The sequence below is a fragment of the Citrobacter sp. 172116965 genome, from assembly GCF_013458095.1.
Lineage (GTDB): Bacteria > Pseudomonadota > Gammaproteobacteria > Enterobacterales > Enterobacteriaceae > Citrobacter > Citrobacter braakii.
The window spans coordinates 2,671,090-2,692,101 of record NZ_CP046673.1; the positions used below are offsets into that span (position 1 = coordinate 2,671,090).

Consider the following 21,012-nt stretch of genomic DNA (forward strand, 5'->3'; position numbering starts at 1 on the left):
GAATAAAATATTTGCAGTTCAAGCCAACGAACTAATAATAATTTTAAAATTCGTATCAATTATTGTTTCTGTTCATCATCATCCGCAAACAGATCGATAAACGCCCGTTGTTCAGGAGAGAGTTTCCAAGTCGCTGGAATATTCGGCTTATTCTCTGCGCTGCGTTGACTCTCTTGTTCGTGGTCTTCCGGAGATGGCATCACGGTGGAGCGTTGTTCCAGTGTGGACATGACCTACCCCCACACATTCCAGGCCACGAGCGCGACAATAATCCAGAACACGGCAGAGCCAAGAAACACAGCGAACCAAGCTTTACGTTTCATCACGGGATCCCGGCGTGCTGGCTGGTTTCCTGAAGGCATCGCTAACCTCATACTATCGAAATCACTTATCATTTAAGCACCAAACAATCGGTACAATTAATCATCAGATAGGAGGAATCCTAATAAAAAAGGTCAAAAAAAGCCAGTTAATTTTCATACTCGACCTGATAAATAAATTAATTATTTGATCGGTTATAAATATTTGAGAGGGATTTTTGGCGACCTTACTAATTTGAAACTACTTTAGCAAGTGTTTACCATAAACAATATATGGTTAATATATAGAGGAAAAATATTGAATAGATTCAGACTCTGCCGTCGGTATCGCTTTATGTTTGAGGATACCGACGAGGTAACAGCCGTTATTATTTCTCAGGCAATTTAATATCTTTAAACATGGCTTCAATATCGTCATTGGAACGTAGCGCCACCGCCGTATCCACCACATCACGCGTCAGATGCGGCGCGAAACGTTGAATAAAATCATACATGTAACTGCGTAAAAAAGTGCTGCGACGAAAACCAATCTTGGTGGTGCTATGGCTGAAGATATCATGGGCATCAACGCGCACCAGGTCAGGGTCGGAGACAGGATCAACCGCCATACTGGCAATTACCCCCACGCCGAGGCCCAGGCGTACATAGGTCTTAATGACATCGGCATCGGTCGCGGTAAAAACTATACGCGGCTCAAGCCCCGCACGGTTGAACGCGGTGTCCAGTTCCGAACGTCCGGTAAATCCAAACGTGTAGGTCACCAGCGGATACTGCGCCAGTTCTTCAATAGACACGGCGGATTTGCCCGCCAACGGATGGTCCGGCGTAACGACAATCGAACGGTTCCAGTGGTAGCAAGGCAGCATCACCAGATCGTCATACAGGTGCAGGGCTTCCGTCGCGATAGCAAAATCTGCATTCCCTTTCGAGACGGCTTCGGCGATTTGCGTCGGCGATCCCTGGTGCATATGCAATGAGACCCGAGGATAACGCTCAATAAAGCCTTTAATGACGTTCGGCAAAGCGTAACGCGCCTGAGTGTGCGTGGTGGCGATATACAGTGAGCCTTTGTCCGGCCAGGTATGTTCGCCAGCAACGGACTTAATGGCGTCCACCTTCGACAAAACTTCTCGCGCGATTCGAATGACTTCCTGCCCCGCTGGCGTAACCTGGGTCAGGTGCTTACCGCTACGGGCAAAAATCTGGATGCCAAGTTCATCTTCCAGCATACGAACTTGCTTACTGATACCTGGCTGCGAGGTATAAAGCCCTTCCGCCGTTGAGGAGACATTAAGGTTGTGGTTCACCACCTCAACAATGTAGCGAAGCTGCTGTAATTTCATGTTAAGCCATCCCGATTTGCGCCATCAAATCATCGTTTCAGAGCAGGCTCGTTGGCGCTGCTAATACGATTTAATAATAAAAAGTGTGTTAACTATAACCACTATATCATTTCTATGTGAGCTGTATAGGGATGACAAAAAATAATACGCCAGAAACAAAAAGGGCCGCTTACGCGACCCTTTGAGGAGAAACTCAGCCGGAATGCTGTTATTTCTTCCCTTCTACCCATTTACCGTCAACGAAGAACGCGGACCAGCCGGTCGCCTTACCGTCTTTCTCCGCAGCAACGTATTGCTGCTTGGTTTTACGGCTGAAACGAACCATCGACTTGTTGCCGTCCGGGTCAGTCTGCGGCGCATCTGCCAAATAGCGCAGTTTTTCCGGCAGACGATCGCGGAAGCGGTACAACTCTTCAACCAGCGGCGCACGTGTCTCACGTGATTTCGGGAACGTATTTGCCGCCAGGAAGATACCTGCAGCGCCATCACGTAACACGAAATACGCATCAGATTTTTCACACGGCAGTTCTGGCAACGGAACCGGATCCTCTTTAGGTGGAGCAACTTCACCGTTACGCAGGATCTTACGGGTATTTTTGCACTCGTCGTTGGTACACGCCATGTACTTGCCGAAACGTCCCATTTTCAGGTGCATTTCAGAGCCACATTTCTCGCACTCAACGATAGGACCGTCATAACCCTTGATGCGGAATTCGCCTTCCTCGATCTCATAGCCATCACAAGTAGGGTTATTACCGCATACATGCAGCTTGCGCTTAGGATCGATAAGGTAGCTGTCCATCGCCGTGCCGCACTTCTGGCAGCGACGTTTGGCGCGCAAAGCGTTGGTTTCCGCATCGTCGCCTTCCAGCACGTTCAGCACTTCGTTTTCCGGCACCAGATTAATGGTGGTTTTGCAACGCTCTTTCGGGGAAAGCGCATAGCCAGAACAACCCAGGAAAACGCCAGTGCTGGCGGTACGAATACCCATCTTGCGACCGCAGGTTGGGCAATCAATGCTGGTCAGCACCATCTGGTTCGGACGCATACCGCCCTCTTCAGGATCTTTCTCGGCTTTATCCAGTTGCTGAGTAAAATCAGTGAAGAAGTTGTCGAGTACGCCCTTCCATTCGGCTTCGTGATTTGCCACCTGGTCGAGGCTGTCTTCCATCTGCGCGGTAAAGTCGTAGTTCATCAGTTCGCGGAAGTTTTCTTCCAGACGATCGGTGACGATTTCACCCATTTTTTCAGCGTAGAAGCGACGGTTCTCAACGCGAACATAACCGCGATCCTGAATCGTAGAAATGATCGACGCATACGTGGATGGGCGACCAATACCACGTTTTTCAAGCTCTTTCACCAGCGAAGCTTCACTGAAGCGCGCAGGCGGTTTGGTAAAGTGTTGCGCAGGTGTCAGTTCGATGAGCGTCAACGTATCGCCTTTATCCACCGCTGGTAAAATGCGGTCTTCATCGCCCTTACGCAGCGCAGGCATCACTTTCGTCCAGCCATCGAAGCGCAGAATACGACCACGCGCCTTCAGACGGAAATCACCCGCGCCCACCGTCAGCGTGGTGGAATCATATTTAGCAGGCGTCATCTGACAGGCAACAAACTGGCGCCAGATCAGCTGATACAGTTTTTGCGCATCGGCTTCCATATCTTTCAGCGATTCCGCCTGAACGGCGACATCGGAAGGACGGATAGCTTCGTGCGCTTCCTGCGAGTTCTCTTTGCTGGCGTACTGGTTCGCGCTCTCCGGCAGATACTTTTTGCCGAAATTATCGCTGATGTAATCGCGAACCATGTTCACCGCATCCTGACTCAGGTTGGTTGAGTCAGTACGCATATAAGTGATGTAGCCCGCTTCATACAAGCGCTGCGCCATCATCATGGTTTTCTTCACGCCGAAGCCCAGACGCGTGCTGGCGGCCTGCTGTAGCGTGGAGGTGATGAACGGCGCACCCGGCTTGCTGCTGGTCGGCTTATCTTCACGTTCCAGAACGCTGTAGCGCGCTTTTTCCAACAGGCTAACGGCGGCAAGCGTTTGTTCCCGGTTGACCGGACGGAACGGTTTATCATTCTGATGCGTCACCTCAAGCGGTAACGCGTCGCCGCCTGGCGTCGTCGTGTTAGCATCAATTTCCCAGAACTCTTCTGGAACGAATGCTTTGATTTCGCGTTCACGCTCAACCACCAGACGCACGGCAACCGACTGTACGCGGCCTGCTGACAGGCCTCGCGCAATTTTTTTCCACAGCAGCGGCGACACCATATAGCCCACAACACGGTCCATAAAGCGGCGCGCCTGTTGCGCATTGACGCGGTCGATGTTCAGCTCGCCCGGTTTTTCAAACGCCTGACGAATAGCGTTTTTGGTAATTTCGTTAAACACCACGCGACTGTAGCGGGTGTCGTCGCCGCCGATCACTTCCCGCAGGTGCCACGCAATGGCTTCCCCTTCGCGGTCAAGGTCGGTTGCGAGATAGATGTGGTCGGCTTTTTCAGCCAGTTGCTTCAGTTCAGAAACAACTTTTTCTTTACCGGGCAGCACTTCATAGCGCGCATCCCAGTTGTGCCACGGGTCAACACCCATACGATTGACGAGAGCGCCACGTTCATCCTTTTTGGGCTTTTTAGCCGTTTTGGTGGAGGTTGAGTCGGCGCTCTTTTTAGTTGCTGAGCCACTGGTCGGCAAATCACGGATATGACCGACGCTGGATTTCACCACGTAGTCATTACCCAGATACTTGTTGATCGTTTTGGCTTTTGCCGGGGACTCAACGATGACAAGAGCTTTACCCATATTCACCTTTACCTAATTTGATTCTTCCAGAATGCGTCGCACGTTGATTCACCTTCCACTGGCGACGAGACATCGATATGGTCTCTGCGTCGGCGGATATCAACCCTTAAACTGATTCGCGCTTGTAATGTAACTCTCATGTAACTGAGTTAACAGGCTTTTTCGCTCACAAACGCTATAGCACGACGGAGTATTGGTCGAATGTCAAGCAAATCTGTTGCCAGATTGACGAAAGCGTCACACTGTACCTGATAAAATGCGTTACGCAACTTTATTAGCATGCAAAAACAAATCTCGCCACTTGCAACACTGTCGTAAGACCTTCATTTAAGTCAGGGAATATTTGCCCATAAGCCGGGCTCGGCGTAGACTAATGTCCTTGTTTAAGGAGTAAATAATGCATAAAGACACTCAACCCATCGATCGCGAAACACTGCTGATTGAAGCCAACAAAATCATTCGTGAGCATGAGGACACGCTGGCGGGGATTGTCGCCACCGGCGTAACGCAGCGAAATGGCGTGCTGGTTTTCAGCGGAGATTACTTTTTAGACGAGCAAGGGCTACCGACGCCAAAAAGTACGGCGGTGTTTAATATGTTTAAACATCTGGCGCACGTACTTTCTGAAAAGTATCACTTGATCGATTAACACGAGAAATGATTTGCCGGATGACGGCTGCGCCTCATCCGGCAATTACAATTTTACATCAGCGGTTTTTGTCCTCGCTGCCACCAACGCATCAGTAGACGATCGGCGCTCTCGGCGGCACTGCCGGTAAAACGGTCCATCAGTTTTTTACGCTGCAGATAACGTACGTTCAATACGTCACGACCGTCCATCAGTCCGAGGATCACCTCATCACTGGTATTGATCTCATCCACCAGCCCGTTGGCCAGCGCCTGTTGACCAAACCAGTGTTCACCCGTGGCAACCTGCTCAATGTCCAGAGCCGGACGCATGCGCTGTACAAAATCTTTAAACAGATGATGGGTTTCGTTCAGGTCTTCGCGGAATTTCTGCCGCCCTTCTTCCGTGTTTTCACCAAGTAAGGTCAGCGTACGCTTGTACTGTCCGGCGGTGTGCAGTTCGATATCAATATCTTTCCCTTTCAGGAAGCGGTGAAAGTTCGGGATCTGTGCCACAACGCCAATAGAGCCGACAATAGCAAACGGCGCCGAGACAATTTTATCCGCCACGCAAGCCATCATATATCCGCCGCTCGCAGCGACTTTATCTACCGTAACGGTCAGCGGGATCTGCTTATCGCGCAGACGTTGTAACTGGGACGCGGCCAGGCCATAGCCGTGTACTACGCCGCCCGGACTTTCCAGACGAACCACGACCTGATCCTGGGGTTTAACGACCGCCAGCACTGCCGTCACCTCTTCGCGTAATGCGCTGACCTCATGGGCATCCATACTGCCTTTAAAATCAAGTACCCATACCCGTGGTTTATCAGATGACGTACTGTCTCCCAGTTTCGCTTTTGCCTTAGCGGCCTTCGCCTCAAGCTTGTGTTTCTTTTTCTGCGCCTTATGCCAGAATTTTTGCTGATGCCCATCCAATAAGGCCAGCGACAGGTCTTCTTTCATCTCTTTATATTGATCGCTGAGATTAATAACCCGCAATTCCCCACGCTGACGTTTGCGTTGTGTCGCGTTTACGATCAGCATAACTACCACCGCAATAGCCACCACGACAGTGACAATTTTTGCCAAAAACAACCCATATTCAGACAACAATTCCACGTGACCCACCTTGGTTAAACAACGCTACTTTCGCTCAGTGTACAACAGCCTTGTTAACCCGTCTTGCTTCATCCATTCAGTAAAAAGCATGACAACGCGTTCATTTTGCGGTGTTATTGCCTTTGGCTGATTGAAAAAGAACAGGGTTTAAGGCATAAAGCCCAAAAGTTATCGCGAACGAGATGGCCAGGACGTCGCCGAGGAGTAGCCGTGCATTATCAACCGAAACAAGATCTTCTACAGGACCGCATTATTCTGGTCACCGGTGCCAGCGATGGTATCGGGCGTGAAGCCGCACAGACCTACGCGCGTTACGGCGCGACCGTTATTCTGTTAGGGCGTAACGAAGAAAAACTGCGTCAGGTTGCCCGCTCCATCGCCGAAGAAAAAGGTACGCAACCACACTGGTTCACGCTGGATCTGCTCACCTGTACGTCTGACGAATGCCACCAGCTCGCACAGCGCATTGCCGCGCATTTCCCGCGTCTGGATGGCGTACTGCATAATGCCGGATTGCTCGGTGACATTTGCCCGATGAGCGAGCAAAACCCGCAGGTATGGCAGGACGTGATGCAGGTAAACGTAAACGCCACCTTTATGCTGACTCAGGCATTGCTGCCGTTGTTGCTCAAATCCGATGCCGGATCGCTGGTCTTTACCTCCTCCAGCGTCGGTCGCCAGGGGCGCGCCAACTGGGGGGCATACGCCACCTCCAAATTTGCTACCGAAGGAATGATGCAGGTTCTGGCTGATGAATATCAGAACCGCCACCTGCGCGTAAACTGTATCAATCCTGGTGGAACGCGTACCGGCATGCGAGCCAGCGCGTTCCCGACGGAAGATCCGCAAAAATTGAAAACCCCCGCCGATATTATGCCGCTCTACCTGTGGCTGATGGGCGATGACAGCCGCCGTAAAACCGGTATGACTTTCGATGCCCAGCCGGGCCGTAAACCAGGAATCGCCCAATGAGTGAAGAACGCTATCAGCAGCGCCAGCAGCGCGTAAAAGACCGGGTTGACGCCCGTGTTGCCGCCGCCAAAGACGAGCGCGGGATTATTATTGTGTTCACCGGAAATGGTAAGGGTAAAACCACCGCCGCGTTCGGTACCGCCACGCGCGCAGTAGGCCACGGTAAAAAAGTCGGCGTAGTGCAATTTATTAAGGGGACGTGGCCAAACGGTGAACGTAACTTACTCGAACCCCACGGCGTTGAGTTTCAGGTCATGGCGACAGGATTTACCTGGGAAACGCAGAACCGCGAGTCGGACACCGCAGCCTGTATGGCCGTGTGGGAACACGGCAAGCGGATGCTGGCCGACGCTGAGCTGGATATGGTGATACTGGACGAGCTGACCTACATGGTTGCATACGACTATCTGCCGCTCGACGAGGTCATCAATGCCCTAAACGCGCGCCCTGCCCATCAAACGGTCATTATCACCGGTCGTGGATGTCATCGCGATATTCTGGAGTTAGCGGATACGGTCAGCGAGCTGCGGCCGGTTAAGCACGCCTTTGAAGCGGGTGTGAAAGCCCAGATGGGGATCGATTACTGACAGTAGGCCGGATAAGGCGCTTACGCCGCATCCGGCTCCACGCTAACGCCTGATGGCGCGTTGCTTATCAGGCCTACTCATGATTAACCGTTGTTGCTGCGACCGCCCGGACGACGGCTGCCGCCAACCTGAGAGTGGCGCTTCACCGCACGGCGGATCTGGTTTGCCTTCATACGGCGACGATCTTTCTCGACGGCAACTTTAGAGGTGGTTTCCGGCTTCAGTTCCACCAGTTCACGCAAATAGTTGGTCTGCGCGAGGTCAAGTTCCGTCCAGCCGCCACGCGGCAGGCCCTTCGGCAGTGGGATATCACCGTAACGTACACGGATAAGGCGGCTTACCTGCACGCCCACGGCTTCCCACAGGCGACGGACTTCACGGTTACGCCCTTCGGTCAACGTGACGTTATACCACTGGTTGATCCCTTCACCGCCGCTGAACTTGATCGTTTTAAATGCGGCCGGACCATCTTCCAACTGCACGCCACGACTCAGATCGCGCAGTTTTGCGTCATCAACCTGACCAAACACACGCACCGCATATTCACGTTCAACTTCGCGGCTTGGGTGCATCAGACGGTTCGCCAGTTCGCCATCGGTGGTAAACAGCAGTAAACCACAGGTATTCACGTCCAGACGTCCCACGGCAATCCAGCGCGCATCGCGCAGTTTTGGCAGACGATCAAACACGGTCGGACGACCTTCCGGGTCGTTACGGGTACACAGTTCACCTTCTGGCTTGTAATAAGCCAGAACACGGCAGATTTGCTCCGCAGATTCTTTCACCGAAATCAGATGACCGTCGATACGGATTTTCAGACCCGGCGTAACTTCAACGCGATCGCCGAGCGTGGCAATTTTGCCATCAACGCTCACGCGACCCGCGGCAATTATGGATTCAATTTCACGGCGAGAACCGTGGCCAGCGCGCGCCAGCACTTTTTGTAACTTTTCGCTCATAGAGCTTCCTTTAGATGTCGCCTTCACAGGCGTCGAACAGGAGAATCAACGGCGCCAGTCAGCGCCATTTTAAGGCCGCGTAGTATAGCGGTTCGCGCCCTTATAAGAAAGGTTTAACGTCGCCAACGCCTTCGCGCAATACCACCGGGGAATCATCGGTTAAATCAATGACCGTGGTTGGCTGCTGACCGAGATATCCACCGTGGATAATCAAATCCACCACTTTCTCCAGACGATCTTTGATTTCTTCCGGATCTGACTCGGTAAATTCGCTGCCCGGCAGCATCAGTGATGTAGAGAGCATAGGCTCGCCCAGCGCTTCCAGCAGCGCCAGCGCAATCGGATTCGAGGGTACACGCAAACCGATGGTCTTACGTTTTTCCTGCAACAGTCGACGTGGTACTTCTTTCGTCCCCTTCAGGATGAACGTGTAGTTGCCCGGCGTGTTGTTTTTAATTAAACGGAAGGCCACGTTGTCGACAAACGAATAGGTCGACAGTTCGGACAGGTCACGACACATCAGCGTAAAGTTGTGCCCGTCCGGCAGGTGACGGATGCGACAAATGCGCTCCATTGCGCCTTTATCTTCAATTTTGCAACCCAACGCATAGCCGGAATCAGTTGGATAGACGATCACCCCTCCTTTACGCACGATTTCAACGGCCTGATTGATCAGGCGCTGCTGTGGGTTTTCGGGATGAATATAAAAAAACTGGCTCATACTTTCCTCTCTGTGGTCTCGGGCTGTTCCCAAAGTTGCCAGACGCCTTCTACGCCTGCGGGCAACCAGAGTTTACGACCCAGCTCAATCCATGGGCAGGGTAGATGAAAATCAGACCCTTGCGATGCCCACAGTTGATGCTGACGCGCAAGCGTCGCCAGATGGGTGCGTTCATTGGGAGACTGCTGGCACTGTGCCACTTCCATCGCGTCGCCGTGATGTTCAGCAAAATGCGCAACCAGTCTTTTCAGCCACTTAGCGCTAAGATCGTACCGCCCAGGATGAGCCAGAACTGCCTTACCGCCAGAATGATGAATGACATCAATAGATTGTTCTATTGTACACCACTGTGGCGGAACGTAACCGGTTTTCCCACGAGCAAGATATTTTTTAAAGACATCCGCCATGGTTGTGGCTTTTCCGCACTCCACCAGGAAACGCGCGAAATGCCCCCGAGTGATCGCCCCGCCATCAGCCAGGCGTAATGCCCCTTCCCACGCGCCGGGAATATGCGCTTTGTCGAGTCGTTCAGCAATCAGGCGCGCGCGCTGCTGACGACGTTCCGTTTGCTGCGCCAGAAATTCGCACATCATTGGATGGGCGATATCAATGTTCAGACCCACGATATGGATCTCATGGTTTTCCCAGACTGTTGATATCTCGACGCCAGGGATCAAATTTAACGCTAAACCCGCACGTGAAATTTCTTCTCTTGCCGCCGCAATACCCGCCGTGGTGTCATGATCGGTGATCGCCAGTGTACCGACTCGCATCTCTACCGCACGGTGTACTAAGGCTTCTGGCGTTAATCGCCCATCGGAGGCTGTAGTATGACTGTGCAGGTCATAAATCACTGCGTAATTCGTGTCGCTCAATGCGGCTCCCGTTTCACTAAATGTCTTAACCCGCTCATCATAGCGGTTTAGACAAATATACTGAAATCAGGTGTTGACTTTATTCCATCGAACTAGTTAACTAGTACGCAAGTTCACATGAAGAAGGTATCTGAGATGAAAGCAACATTTGTTCTGCACGGTTGGTGGCGCACTTCCTGATTTCGGGCAGTGTCTTACGTCTGCAATATGCAACCAGATACCCGGCCCGCCAAATGAGCGGGCTTTTTTTTGAACAAAATTAATGAGAATAACGATGCAAACACAAAAACCGACACTCGAACTGCTTGCCTGCGATGCCGCCTACCGTGAAAATCCGACGGCGCTGTTTCATCAGGTGTGTGACGCACGTCCGGCAACGCTGCTGCTGGAATCTGCCGATATCGACAGCAAAGACGATCTGAAGAGCCTGCTGCTGGTCGACAGCGCATTACGCATTACCGCCATCGGTGACACTGTCACCATTCAGGCATTATCCGCTAACGGCGCATCGCTGCTGCCGCTGCTGGATGCTGCCCTGCCAGCGGGTGTTGAGAACAAACAACAGCCGAATGGTCGCCATCTGCGATTCCCTGCCGTTAGCCCGCTGCTGGATGAAGACGCCCGCTTATGTTCCCTGTCCGTATTTGATGCCTTCCGTTTATTGCAGGAGCTGGTTAATGTTCCTGCGCAAGAACGTGAAGCGATGTTCTTCGGCGGTCTGTTTTCCTACGACCTGGTTGCCGGTTTTGAAGATTTACCTCAGCTTGAAGCGGGCAACCGTTGCCCTGACTACTGCTTCTATCTGGCAGAAACGCTCATGGTCATCGACCATCAGAAGAAAAGCACCCGCATTCAGGCCAGCATATTTACCCCCAGCGATGCAGAAAAACAGCGTCTTAATGCCCGTCTGGCGCAACTGAGCCAGCAGCTTACCGAACCTGCGCCGCCGCTGCCCGTTACTGAAGTTCCGCACATGCGCTGCGAATGCAATCAGAGCGATGAAGAGTTTGCCGCCGTAGTTCGTGGTATGCAAAAAGCCATTCGCGCTGGCGAAATTTTCCAGGTGGTTCCATCCCGTCGTTTCTCGCTGCCCTGCCCGTCACCGCTGGCGGCCTACTATGTGCTGAAGAAAAGTAACCCCAGCCCGTACATGTTTTTTATGCAGGACAACGATTTCACACTGTTCGGCGCCTCTCCGGAAAGCTCGCTGAAATACGATGCCACCAGCCGGCAGATTGAAATCTATCCGATTGCCGGGACCCGCCCACGCGGTCGTCGTGCGGACGGTTCACTGGACCGCGATCTCGACAGCCGTATTGAGCTGGAGATGCGTACCGATCATAAAGAGCTTTCCGAGCACCTGATGCTGGTAGACCTGGCGCGTAACGACCTGGCGCGCATCTGCACGCCCGGCAGCCGCTACGTTGCTGACCTCACCAAAGTGGATCGTTATTCCTTCGTTATGCACCTGGTTTCCCGCGTAGTCGGCGAGCTGCGTAGCGATCTGGATGTGCTGCATGCTTACCGCGCCTGTATGAACATGGGTACGCTAAGCGGCGCGCCGAAAGTTCGCGCCATGCAACTTATCGCCGAGGCCGAAGGCCGTCGTCGCGGCAGCTATGGCGGTGCAGTAGGTTACTTCACGGCCCATGGCGATCTGGATACCTGTATTGTGATTCGTTCCGCCCTCGTGGAAGACGGTATTGCCACCGTACAGGCTGGCGCCGGAATTGTTCTGGATTCCGTTGGGCAGTCAGAAGCCGATGAAACCCGTAATAAAGCGCGTGCGGTTCTGCGTGCTATCGCCACCGCACACCACGCACAGGAGACCTTCTAATGGCTGACATTCTGCTGCTCGATAATATCGACTCTTTTACCTATAACCTGGCAGATCAGCTGCGTACTAACGGTCATAACGTGGTGATTTACCGCAACCATATTCCGGCCCAGACATTAATAGACCGCTTAGCGACCATGAAAAATCCGGTGCTGATGCTCTCCCCAGGTCCAGGTGCGCCAAGCGAAGCGGGCTGCATGCCGGAGCTGTTAACCCGCCTGCGCGGCAAGCTGCCGATCATCGGCATTTGTCTGGGGCATCAGGCCATTGTCGAGGCCTATGGTGGATACGTGGGACAGGCGGGGGAAATCCTGCACGGCAAAGCGTCCAGCATTGAACACGACGGTCAGGCAATGTTCGCCGGGCTGGCAAATCCGCTGCCGGTGGCACGCTATCACTCGCTGGTTGGCAGCAACGTTCCGGCCGGATTGACCATCAACGCCCACTTTAACGGCATGGTGATGGCGGTACGTCACGATACCGATCGCGTATGTGGCTTCCAGTTCCATCCAGAATCCATTCTGACCACCCAGGGCGCACGTCTGCTGGAGCAAACGCTGGCCTGGGCGCAACAGAAACTCGAACAGACTAATACGCTGCAACCTATTCTGGAGAAACTGTATCAGGCCCAGACGCTGTCTCAGCAGGAAAGCCACCAGCTGTTCTCCGCCGTGGTACGCGGTGAACTGAAGCCGGAACAACTGGCTGCGGCGCTGGTGAGCATGAAAATTCGCGGCGAGCACCCGAATGAAATTGCCGGTGCGGCAACCGCGTTGCTGGAAAACGCCGCCCCGTTCCCGCGACCTGATTATCTGTTTGCCGATATTGTCGGTACCGGCGGTGATGGCAGCAACAGTATCAATATTTCCACCGCCAGCGCCTTTGTGGCGGCCGCTTGCGGACTGAAAGTCGCCAAACACGGCAACCGCAGCGTCTCCAGCAAGTCGGGCTCTTCAGATCTGTTAGCGGCTTTTGGCATCAATCTGGATATGAACGCCGATAAATCCCGTCAGGCACTTGACGACCTCGGTGTGTGTTTCTTGTTTGCGCCGAAATACCACACCGGTTTTCGCCATGCCATGCCGGTACGCCAACAGTTGAAAACCCGTACGCTGTTTAACGTCCTCGGCCCGTTGATCAACCCGGCACATCCGCCGCTGGCGCTGATCGGCGTTTACAGTCCGGAACTGGTGCTGCCAATTGCCGAAACGCTGCGCGTGTTGGGGTATCAGCGGGCAGCCGTGGTGCACAGCGGCGGCATGGATGAAGTTTCGCTGCATGCGCCGACCATTGTGGCGGAGCTGCATGATGGCGAAATCAAGAGCTATCAACTGACGGCGGAAGACTTTGGCCTGACACCTTACCACCAGGAACAGCTGGCTGGCGGCACGCCGGAAGAAAACCGTGACATTCTTAGTCGCTTGTTACAAGGTAAAGGTGAAGCCGCTCATGAAGCTGCTGTTGCCGCGAATGTCGCCATGTTAATGCGTCTGCACGGTGAAGAAGATTTAAAAGCCAATGCGCAAACCGTGATTAATGTACTGCGCAGCGGCGCGGCCTATGACCGTGTCACTGCACTGGCAGCAAGAGGGTAAATGATGCAAACCGTTTTAGCGAAAATTGTCGCAGACAAGGCGATTTGGGTAGAAGCCCGCAAACAGCAACAACCGCTGGCCAGCTTTCAGAATGATGTTCAACCCAGCTCTCGTGATTTCTACGATGCGCTGCAAGGTGCACGCACCGCCTTTATTCTGGAGTGCAAAAAAGCGTCTCCGTCAAAAGGCGTGATCCGTGATGACTTCGACCCGGCACAGATTGCGGGCGTATATAAACAATATGCTTCTGCGATTTCCGTACTGACCGATGAGAAATATTTCCAGGGGAGCTTTGATTTCCTGCCCATCGTCAGCCGCATCGCACCGCAACCGATTCTGTGTAAGGACTTTATTATCGATCCTTACCAGATTTACCTGGCGCGTTTCTATCAGGCGGACGCCTGTCTGCTGATGCTGTCGGTGCTTGATGATGAGCAATATCGTCAACTCGCCGCCGTCGCCCACAGTTTGAAAATGGGCGTACTGACTGAAGTCAGTAACGATGAAGAGCTGGAGCGTGCTATCGCACTGGGTGCCAAAGTCGTCGGTATCAACAACCGTGATTTACGCGACCTGTCGATCGATCTGAATCGCACCCGCCAACTGGCGCCGCGACTGGGTCATGGCGTAACCGTCATCAGCGAGTCCGGTATCAATACCTATGGTCAAGTGCGAGAACTCAGCCACTTCGCCAACGGTTTTCTGATTGGCTCTGCGTTGATGTCGCATGATGATCTGCATGCTGCCGTGCGTCGCGTTCTGCTCGGCGAAAATAAAGTCTGCGGTTTAACCCGGGCTCAGGATGCAAACGCGGCATACGAAGCGGGTGCCATTTACGGCGGGTTGATTTTTGTGTCCACATCGCCACGCGCGGTCAGCGTTGAACGCGCACGCGAGGTCATGACCGGCGCACCGCTGCAATATGTCGGGGTGTTCCGCAACACAGAGATCACCGACGTGCGCGAAACAGCGGTGGCTCTGGGGCTAACAGCCGTGCAATTGCATGGTAGCGAAGACCAGGCCTATGTTGACGCCCTGCGCGACGCGCTACCCGAACAGGTGCAAATCTGGAAGGCATTAAGCGTCAGCGAAACGTTGCCAGCTCGTGATTATCAGCACGTCGATAAATACGTATTCGACAATGGTCAGGGCGGCAGCGGTCAACGCTTCGACTGGTCACTTTTAGGCGGACAATCGCTGGATAACGTTTTACTGGCTGGCGGACTCGGCGCTGATAACTGCGTTGACGCGGCAAAAACCGGCTGTGCCGGTCTCGATTTCAATTCTGGCGTAGAGTCACAGCCGGGCATCAAGGATGCACGTCTTTTGGCTTCGGTCTTTCAGACGCTGCGCGCATATTAAGGAAAAGGACATGACAACATTACTCAATCCGTATTTTGGTGAATTTGGCGGTATGTATGTGCCACAGATTCTGATGCCTGCCCTGCGCCAGCTGGAAGAAGCTTTTGTCAGCGCGCAAAAGGATCCTGAATTTCAGGCGCAGTTTACAGACCTGCTGAAAAACTATGCTGGTCGTCCAACTGCACTGACCAAATGCCAGAACATTACTCAAGGCACCAACACTACGCTATATCTCAAACGTGAAGATTTGCTGCACGGCGGCGCGCACAAAACCAACCAGGTGCTGGGCCAGGCATTGCTGGCGAAACGTATGGGGAAAACGGAGATCATCGCCGAAACCGGCGCGGGCCAGCACGGTGTTGCATCAGCTCTCGCCAGCGCACTGCTGGGGCTGAAATGCCGTATTTATATGGGTGCAAAAGACGTTGAACGCCAGTCGCCAAACGTTTTCCGTATGCGTCTGATGGGGGCTGAAGTTATCCCGGTTCACAGCGGTTCTGCAACGCTGAAAGATGCCTGTAACGAAGCGCTGCGCGACTGGTCTGGCAGCTACGATACCGCGCACTATATGCTCGGTACGGCGGCGGGTCCACATCCCTTCCCGACCATTGTTCGTGAATTTCAGCGCATGATCGGCGAGGAAACTAAAGCGCAGATCCTTGAAAAAGAAGGTCGCCTGCCGGACGCGGTTATCGCCTGCGTGGGCGGCGGTTCTAACGCCATCGGTATGTTCGCGGACTTTATTAATGAAACCAGCGTCGGTCTGATTGGCGTCGAGCCTGGCGGTCATGGGATTGAATCAGGGGAACATGGCGCACCGTTGAAGCATGGTCGTGTCGGGATTTACTTCGGCATGAAGTCCCCGATGATGCAGACCGAAGAAGGACAGATTGAAGAGTCTTACTCTATTTCCGCGGGGCTGGATTTCCCGTCTGTCGGGCCGCAGCATGCGTATCTGAACAGCATTGGTCGCGCCGATTATGTTTCGATCACCGACGACGAAGCGCTCGAGGCCTTCAAAACGCTGTGTCTGCACGAGGGGATTATTCCGGCGCTGGAGTCCTCCCATGCCCTGGCACACGCATTGAAAATGATGCGTGAAAACCCGGAAAAAGAGCAGTTACTGGTGGTTAATCTCTCCGGTCGCGGCGACAAAGACATTTTCACCGTACACGATATTCTGAAAGCGCGAGGGGAAATCTGATGGAACGTTACGAAAACCTGTTTGCACAGCTGAAGGACCGCAAAGAAGGTGCTTTTGTCCCCTTCGTAACTCTGGGCGATCCGTCTGTTGAGCAGTCACTGAAAATCATTGATACGCTGATTGAAGCCGGTGCCGATGCCCTTGAGCTCGGTATTCCGTTCTCCGATCCGCTGGCTGACGGTCCAACCATTCAGGAAGCCACCCTGCGTGCGTTTGCCGCCGGCGTCACGCCGTCGCAATGCTTTGAAATGCTGGCGTTGATTCGCCAGAAGCACCCTACGATTCCCATTGGCTTGCTGATGTATGCCAACCTGGTGTTTAGCAAGGGCATTGACGAGTTTTACGCCCAGTGTGAAAAAGTGGGCGTGGATTCCGTGTTAGTGGCCGATGTTCCCGTTGAGGAGTCCGCGCCATTCAGAGCTGCGGCGCTCCGCCACAACATTGCGCCAATTTTTATCTGCCCACCGAACGCTGATGAAGAACTGCTGCGCCAGATAGCCTCTCATGGCCGCGGCTATACCTATTTGCTTTCGCGTGCGGGCGTGACCGGTGCAGAAAATCGAGCGGCATTACCGCTGCATCACCTGGTCGAAAAGTTGAAAGCATATGATGCTCCGCCTTCTTTACAGGGGTTTGGTATCTCTGCGCCTGAGCAGGTAACCGGCGCTATTGACGCTGGCGCTGCCGGCGCTATTTCCGGCTCGGCAATAGTGAAAATCATTGAGAAAAATGTTGCGGCACCGGAACAGATGCTGACTGAGCTGAAAGCTTTTGTCAGCGCGATGAAAGCCGCCACCCGGCAGTAAGCTAAATCAACCGCCAGAGACTTCTGGCGGTTTTACGCTTCTTTCGTGTGCTTCATTTTATACATGGCGCTATCTGCATTCTGAATAGCCACATCCAGTTCACCGTTCACCTCTGCAATCCCCCACGATATTGACAATGGCACGGTATGACCGTCCACTACAAACACATGGCTGGTCACCTGCCCGCTGATACGTTGAGCAATTGCGATGGCATCAGTTGCCTGCGAGCGAAACAGCAGGATCATAAATTCATCCCCGCCGGTACGAATCACAATATCGTGGCTGGTGCGGGTGTTTGATAACAATTTGCAGCGCACGATCGCCTGCCGCGTGACCCCAGGTATCATTGACGGCCTTGAACTTATTGCAGTCCAGTAGCACCACCGAACAGTGTGATAAATCTCGGCGCTTGATGATGTCGAGTATTCGGCGATTAAAGCAACCGGTCAGGGTGTCTATATAAACCTTCAGGTCGCTTTCGTTTAGCCATGATTTTAGCGAGAAACTAATCATGATGAAAAAGAACGGCGCCAGCAGGATCACGATCCCGGCATGGGTATCGCGCGTCATAAAACGGCCTAATGAAAGCGAATAGTGCAGCGCATATTTCTCCGAAAAATTGCGCACTAAAAAACGGGATTGACCTGTACATTTACCGGATAAACAGAGACTTTCATTGTTGGTCAAATTTACCAATTCCACATTCAGCTCTGGTGGGAGCTGGTAGTCAAATGCTTGAGCCAACGCTTCCTGCAATTCGGGCTTTGAATGGTCATAAACCAGATAGGCCACGATTTGGTCTGATATCTCTTTGCCAGACAGATCGTAGATATAGCTCACCACGCTGTAAGCTTTTTCACCGGTAATTTTATCGGTATAGAAGTTCGTTGAACTAAGGGCTTTGTTTTTGACGTTTTTTTGCAACAGTCGGGTATAGAAATCGACCGGCGGATAGAAAAAGTTGGTGAGATCCCGCGCCATTTCAGAATTTGAGAAACTGAAGTTGCGCGAATCGGAAGCCATAAACCAGTAAAAATAATCTGAATTTTTGGCGATAATATAACGATGTGCATCGAAGCTGCCCGGATTTAGCTCATTAACCATACCGCGAATAAACTCCGCCGCCGTATACATACACAGCGCGTTGTGGCTGGCTTGCTGGGCAATAATTGTCCCCGTTACTGAATGCAGACGCTTTGGGTCGGCGTTAATTCCCCATTCAATCTCATTGCGGGGAACAAATTGTGAAATATCGCCACATTGCTCACCCGATTTAATATGGTGATAGCGCTCACCAATCGCATCGGCGATCAGCTCATTATCGTTAAAAATGTCCATCATGCGCGCTTGCATGCGGTTAACACCGTCACTGACTGCAGCCATCCGCTGCTCATAAATTATAAACAGAAACAACGACGTAAATATCAACGTAATGAGCCCTGATACCAGCAGTGCCTGCCTGTTTCTGAGCTTGTCCTGCACAATCTTCACGAGTTCACCCTGATAGTTAACATATTGCCAAACCGGTTACCCGTTTCTGTCATTGCATAGCTGCGCTGTATGTTGATTGAGAATGTTAACCGTCCCTAAGCTGATGCCTTAGAAGCCCGCCGTTGTGTGCGCTAAAGTTACAGACTTATACAATAAAAGCACATTTTTGTTAACATAAATGCAAACTAATCATCACCCTCAATCGGATACCCTGCCCGACGAATAGCCTCACGACAATCGCTCACGCCTGCGGCATAGCCCGCTTCGATCTCACAAACAGGACTGGCGCTGCAATAAGGTAGTTTAACCGGAGTCGCAATGCGTTTCTCCAGCACTTCAATTTTATCCATAAAATTCAATAAGTCACGCGCGGCGCTCACGGCGAACTCTGCCGTTTCATCTCCGGTGAATGGTTCCAAAAGTGTGATTTTTTGTTGTAGCAGGTGGCGAGTCAACATCATCGTCAATGCCCTCAAAGCCAGTTTGCTTAAAGAGTAGCATTACATCGACGGGGAGAAAGGCAGGAAGAAATAAACTGGTAATAAAAAAGCTGACCGTGGAACGATCAGCTTTTCCGTATTTTAATCACGGACTTAGAAGCGATAACCCGCGGAGAACATAAACACCCACGGATCGAGGCGGACGCTGTCATGCTGCTGCGCGCCAGCCAGTTTATAGCTCGCGGTGGTGTCGATATCCATGTACCAGACCGACATGTTAATCAGCCAGTCGCGGTTAATCAGATAGTCCATACCCACTTGCCCTGCTGCGCCCCAGGAGTCTTTCAGGCTCAGGTCAGATAAACCGGTTTCTTTGCCGTTATTGTTAAAGCCTTCGTCAAAGAAGGTGGTGTAGTTCACACCGACACCAACGTAAGGACGCAGTTTGCTGCTGGAATCGCCGAAATACCACTGTGCCATTAAGGTTGGTGGTAAATGGTGAACGGTCGCAATATCACCTGTTGTGGCAGTGCCAATTTTATGGCGGAACGGCGTAGCTGCCAGTAATTCAACACCGATATTGTCGGTTGCCATGTAGGTAAATGTCAGACCCAACTGCGTGTTATTGCTGACATCAAAGCCACCCAGGCTTCCCAGCGTACCACCCGCGCCTTCCGTCGGTCTGACGGTGGCAGAACCTGCACGAATAAAGAATTCTCCGGCCTCATGCGCAAATACGTTACCAGAGAGAAGAGTTGTTAAAGCCACTGCTGCAACTGTTAATTTTTTCATGTCCGCTCCATCGTTATGGTTATAAAAGCGGAACGAATATACCCACATTGGAGTAATAAGTGATCTAACCTGGATCACATTGACTTTGATAATTTAACATTTATTGATCCAAATTAAGTTAGAACTTGCATTCAAAATCCTGGTTAACCTAATTCAGATCAATTTTGATATATTTTCGCCACGCAAGTACCTGGCCTCCGTTGCAGAATAGCGATGGTTATTTGTTCGTGATGCGCAGAGAACAACCAACGTTCTTGCATGACGCTGAAGTCATAGTCAAAAATTACCGGGGCTTTACAAAGATATGCTTTTCCATACACCGCGCGATGCTGCCACTGTAGAGTTATCCAGGGTACAATTGCCCACAAATGAACACCTGCAAAACTCAAGGAGAGTGCATGTCTATCACGGCGAAATCCGTTTACCGTGACACGGGAAACTTTTTCCGTAATCAATTCATTACCATCTTGCTGGTATCGTTGTTGTGCGCGTTTATCACAGTGGTGTTAGGGCATGCCTTTTCTCCCACCGACGCACAAATTGCGCAACTTAGTGAAGGCGATCAGTTAACCAGCAGCGTGGGATTGTTCGATCTGGTGCAAAACATGACCCCGGAGCAACAGCAAATTTTGCTACGCGCTTCCGCGGCGTCGACGTTTTCCGGTCTGATTGGTAATGCCATCCTCGCCGGAGGCATTATCCTGATGATTCAGCTGATTTCAGCCGGTCATCGGGTCAGCGCGTTACGCGCCATCGGTGCCAGCGCGCCGGTTTTGCCGAAGCTGTTTATTCTGATTTTTCTGACTACTCTGCTGGTGCAAATCGGTATTATGCTGGTGGTGGTACCCGGTATTCTGCTGGCTATCCTGCTGGCACTTGCACCGGTGATGTTAGTACAGGACAAAATGGGTGTCTTTGCCGCGATGCGCAACAGTATGCGTCTGGCGTGGTCGAATATGCGCCTGGTTGCACCAGCAGTGATCGGTTGGCTGTTGGCAAAAACGTTGTTGTTGCTTTTTGCGCCAAGTTTTGCGGTACTTACGCCAAATGTAGGCGCGGTATTGGCGAATACGCTGAGCAATATGATCTCCGCCGTATTGCTGATCTATTTGTTCCGCCTGTACATGCTAATTCGCCAATAAACCCTGAACGC

The 21,012-nt window shown here is 52.2% G+C and carries 20 protein-coding genes, 2 pseudogenes and 1 other annotated feature; of the genes and pseudogenes, 11 read left to right on the forward strand and 11 right to left on the reverse strand.

The window, feature by feature from the left end:
- Positions 1-59: 59 nt before the first annotated feature.
- The 4 genes from GPJ68_RS12905 to topA form a co-directional block, all read right to left on the reverse strand.
- Positions 60-230 (reverse strand): hypothetical protein, encoded by a 171-nt coding sequence (locus GPJ68_RS12905; protein WP_172452829.1) that lies wholly within the window; start codon positions 228-230, stop codon positions 60-62.
- A 3-nt stretch (positions 231-233) separates the two neighbouring features.
- On the reverse strand, positions 234-374 hold the full coding sequence (locus tag GPJ68_RS12910) for a YmiA family putative membrane protein (RefSeq protein ID WP_213238933.1): 141 nt from the start codon (positions 372-374) through the stop codon (positions 234-236).
- A gap of 314 nt (positions 375-688) precedes the next feature.
- Complete coding sequence (gene cysB / locus GPJ68_RS12915; protein WP_016153251.1) at positions 689-1,663, reverse strand: HTH-type transcriptional regulator CysB; 975 nt, start codon at positions 1,661-1,663, stop codon at positions 689-691.
- A gap of 208 nt (positions 1,664-1,871) precedes the next feature.
- A complete protein-coding gene (gene topA, locus GPJ68_RS12920) occupies positions 1,872-4,469 on the reverse strand; it encodes a type I DNA topoisomerase (RefSeq protein ID WP_016153252.1) in 2,598 nt (865 codons plus the stop codon).
- A 397-nt stretch (positions 4,470-4,866) separates the two neighbouring features.
- Here topA and GPJ68_RS12925 point away from each other — a divergent pair, with 397 nt between their 5' ends.
- Positions 4,867-5,118 carry a YciN family protein gene (locus GPJ68_RS12925; RefSeq protein WP_003020616.1) on the forward strand — a complete coding sequence of 84 codons (252 nt, stop codon included), beginning with the start codon at positions 4,867-4,869 and terminating at the stop codon, positions 5,116-5,118.
- A gap of 53 nt (positions 5,119-5,171) precedes the next feature.
- Here the strand turns inward: GPJ68_RS12925 and sohB are convergent, their stop codons facing one another.
- Positions 5,172-6,218 (reverse strand): protease SohB, encoded by a 1,047-nt coding sequence (gene sohB / locus GPJ68_RS12930; RefSeq protein ID WP_016153253.1) that lies wholly within the window; start codon positions 6,216-6,218, stop codon positions 5,172-5,174.
- Between the two features lie 210 nt (positions 6,219-6,428).
- Between sohB and GPJ68_RS12935 the strand changes: the two genes are divergently transcribed.
- Together GPJ68_RS12935 and cobO are read left to right on the forward strand one after the other, a co-directional pair.
- Positions 6,429-7,190: a YciK family oxidoreductase gene (locus tag GPJ68_RS12935; protein ID WP_016156651.1), complete on the forward strand. Its 762-nt coding sequence runs from the start codon at positions 6,429-6,431 to the stop codon at positions 7,188-7,190.
- A complete protein-coding gene (cobO, locus tag GPJ68_RS12940) occupies positions 7,187-7,777 on the forward strand; it encodes a cob(I)yrinic acid a,c-diamide adenosyltransferase (RefSeq protein WP_019076877.1) in 591 nt (196 codons plus the stop codon). The genes GPJ68_RS12935 and cobO overlap by 4 nt, the downstream gene beginning before the upstream one ends.
- 83 nt (positions 7,778-7,860) lie before the next feature.
- On the opposite strand, the gene rluB is transcribed toward cobO, so the two are convergent.
- The 3 genes from rluB to rnm all read right to left on the reverse strand — a co-directional run bounded on the left by rluB (position 7,861) and on the right by rnm (position 10,332).
- Positions 7,861-8,736, reverse strand: a complete 876-nt coding sequence (gene rluB, locus GPJ68_RS12945; protein WP_006684306.1) for a 23S rRNA pseudouridine(2605) synthase RluB — start codon at positions 8,734-8,736, stop codon at positions 7,861-7,863.
- 100 nt (positions 8,737-8,836) lie between these two features.
- Positions 8,837-9,457: an L-threonylcarbamoyladenylate synthase gene (locus GPJ68_RS12950; protein WP_016153256.1), complete on the reverse strand. Its 621-nt coding sequence runs from the start codon at positions 9,455-9,457 to the stop codon at positions 8,837-8,839.
- The gene (gene rnm, locus GPJ68_RS12955; RefSeq protein WP_104652189.1) at positions 9,454-10,332 is read right to left on the reverse strand and encodes an RNase AM; all 879 of its coding nucleotides are present in this window, start codon (positions 10,330-10,332) and stop codon (positions 9,454-9,456) included. The genes GPJ68_RS12950 and rnm overlap by 4 nt, the downstream gene beginning before the upstream one ends.
- 135 nt (positions 10,333-10,467) lie before the next feature.
- Here rnm and trpL point away from each other — a divergent pair, with 135 nt between their 5' ends.
- From trpL to trpA, 6 genes are all read left to right on the forward strand, one after another.
- Complete coding sequence (gene trpL, locus GPJ68_RS12960) at positions 10,468-10,512, forward strand: trp operon leader peptide (RefSeq protein ID WP_012905981.1); 45 nt, start codon at positions 10,468-10,470, stop codon at positions 10,510-10,512.
- Positions 10,489-10,583: a sequence feature (Trp leader region), on the forward strand. It overlaps the preceding gene by 24 nt.
- A gap of 23 nt (positions 10,584-10,606) precedes the next feature.
- Positions 10,607-12,169, forward strand: a complete 1,563-nt coding sequence (locus tag GPJ68_RS12965; RefSeq protein ID WP_104652188.1) for an anthranilate synthase component 1 — start codon at positions 10,607-10,609, stop codon at positions 12,167-12,169.
- Entirely contained in the window at positions 12,169-13,764 is a 1,596-nt protein-coding gene (gene trpD, locus GPJ68_RS12970; RefSeq protein ID WP_003020639.1) for a bifunctional anthranilate synthase glutamate amidotransferase component TrpG/anthranilate phosphoribosyltransferase TrpD, read from the forward strand. The genes GPJ68_RS12965 and trpD overlap by 1 nt, the downstream gene beginning before the upstream one ends.
- A gap of 3 nt (positions 13,765-13,767) precedes the next feature.
- Positions 13,768-15,126, forward strand: coding sequence for a bifunctional indole-3-glycerol-phosphate synthase TrpC/phosphoribosylanthranilate isomerase TrpF (gene trpCF, locus GPJ68_RS12975; RefSeq protein WP_104652193.1), 1,359 nt, complete (start codon positions 13,768-13,770; stop codon positions 15,124-15,126).
- 10 nt (positions 15,127-15,136) lie between these two features.
- Positions 15,137-16,330, forward strand: a complete 1,194-nt coding sequence (gene trpB, locus GPJ68_RS12980; protein WP_003020645.1) for a tryptophan synthase subunit beta — start codon at positions 15,137-15,139, stop codon at positions 16,328-16,330.
- A complete protein-coding gene (trpA, locus tag GPJ68_RS12985) occupies positions 16,330-17,136 on the forward strand; it encodes a tryptophan synthase subunit alpha (protein ID WP_104652187.1) in 807 nt (268 codons plus the stop codon). The genes trpB and trpA overlap by 1 nt, the downstream gene beginning before the upstream one ends.
- A gap of 32 nt (positions 17,137-17,168) precedes the next feature.
- Here trpA and GPJ68_RS12990 read toward each other — a convergent pair.
- The 3 genes and pseudogenes from GPJ68_RS12990 to ompW all read right to left on the reverse strand — a co-directional run bounded on the left by GPJ68_RS12990 (position 17,169) and on the right by ompW (position 19,859).
- Positions 17,169-18,627 (reverse strand): annotated as a pseudogene (locus tag GPJ68_RS12990) (GGDEF domain-containing protein).
- A gap of 185 nt (positions 18,628-18,812) precedes the next feature.
- Positions 18,813-19,088 carry a hypothetical protein gene (locus tag GPJ68_RS12995; protein WP_016153262.1) on the reverse strand — a complete coding sequence of 92 codons (276 nt, stop codon included), beginning with the start codon at positions 19,086-19,088 and terminating at the stop codon, positions 18,813-18,815.
- Between the two features lie 132 nt (positions 19,089-19,220).
- On the reverse strand, positions 19,221-19,859 hold the full coding sequence (ompW, locus tag GPJ68_RS13000; protein WP_016153263.1) for an outer membrane protein OmpW: 639 nt from the start codon (positions 19,857-19,859) through the stop codon (positions 19,221-19,223).
- A gap of 283 nt (positions 19,860-20,142) precedes the next feature.
- Between ompW and GPJ68_RS25205 the strand changes: the two are divergent.
- A pseudogene (locus GPJ68_RS25205) lies at positions 20,143-20,229 on the forward strand (YkgJ family cysteine cluster protein); the annotation flags it as partial.
- Positions 20,230-20,257: 28 nt separating this feature from the next.
- Positions 20,258-21,001 (forward strand): YciC family protein, encoded by a 744-nt coding sequence (locus GPJ68_RS13005; protein WP_016153264.1) that lies wholly within the window; start codon positions 20,258-20,260, stop codon positions 20,999-21,001.
- Positions 21,002-21,012: the final 11 nt, after the last annotated feature.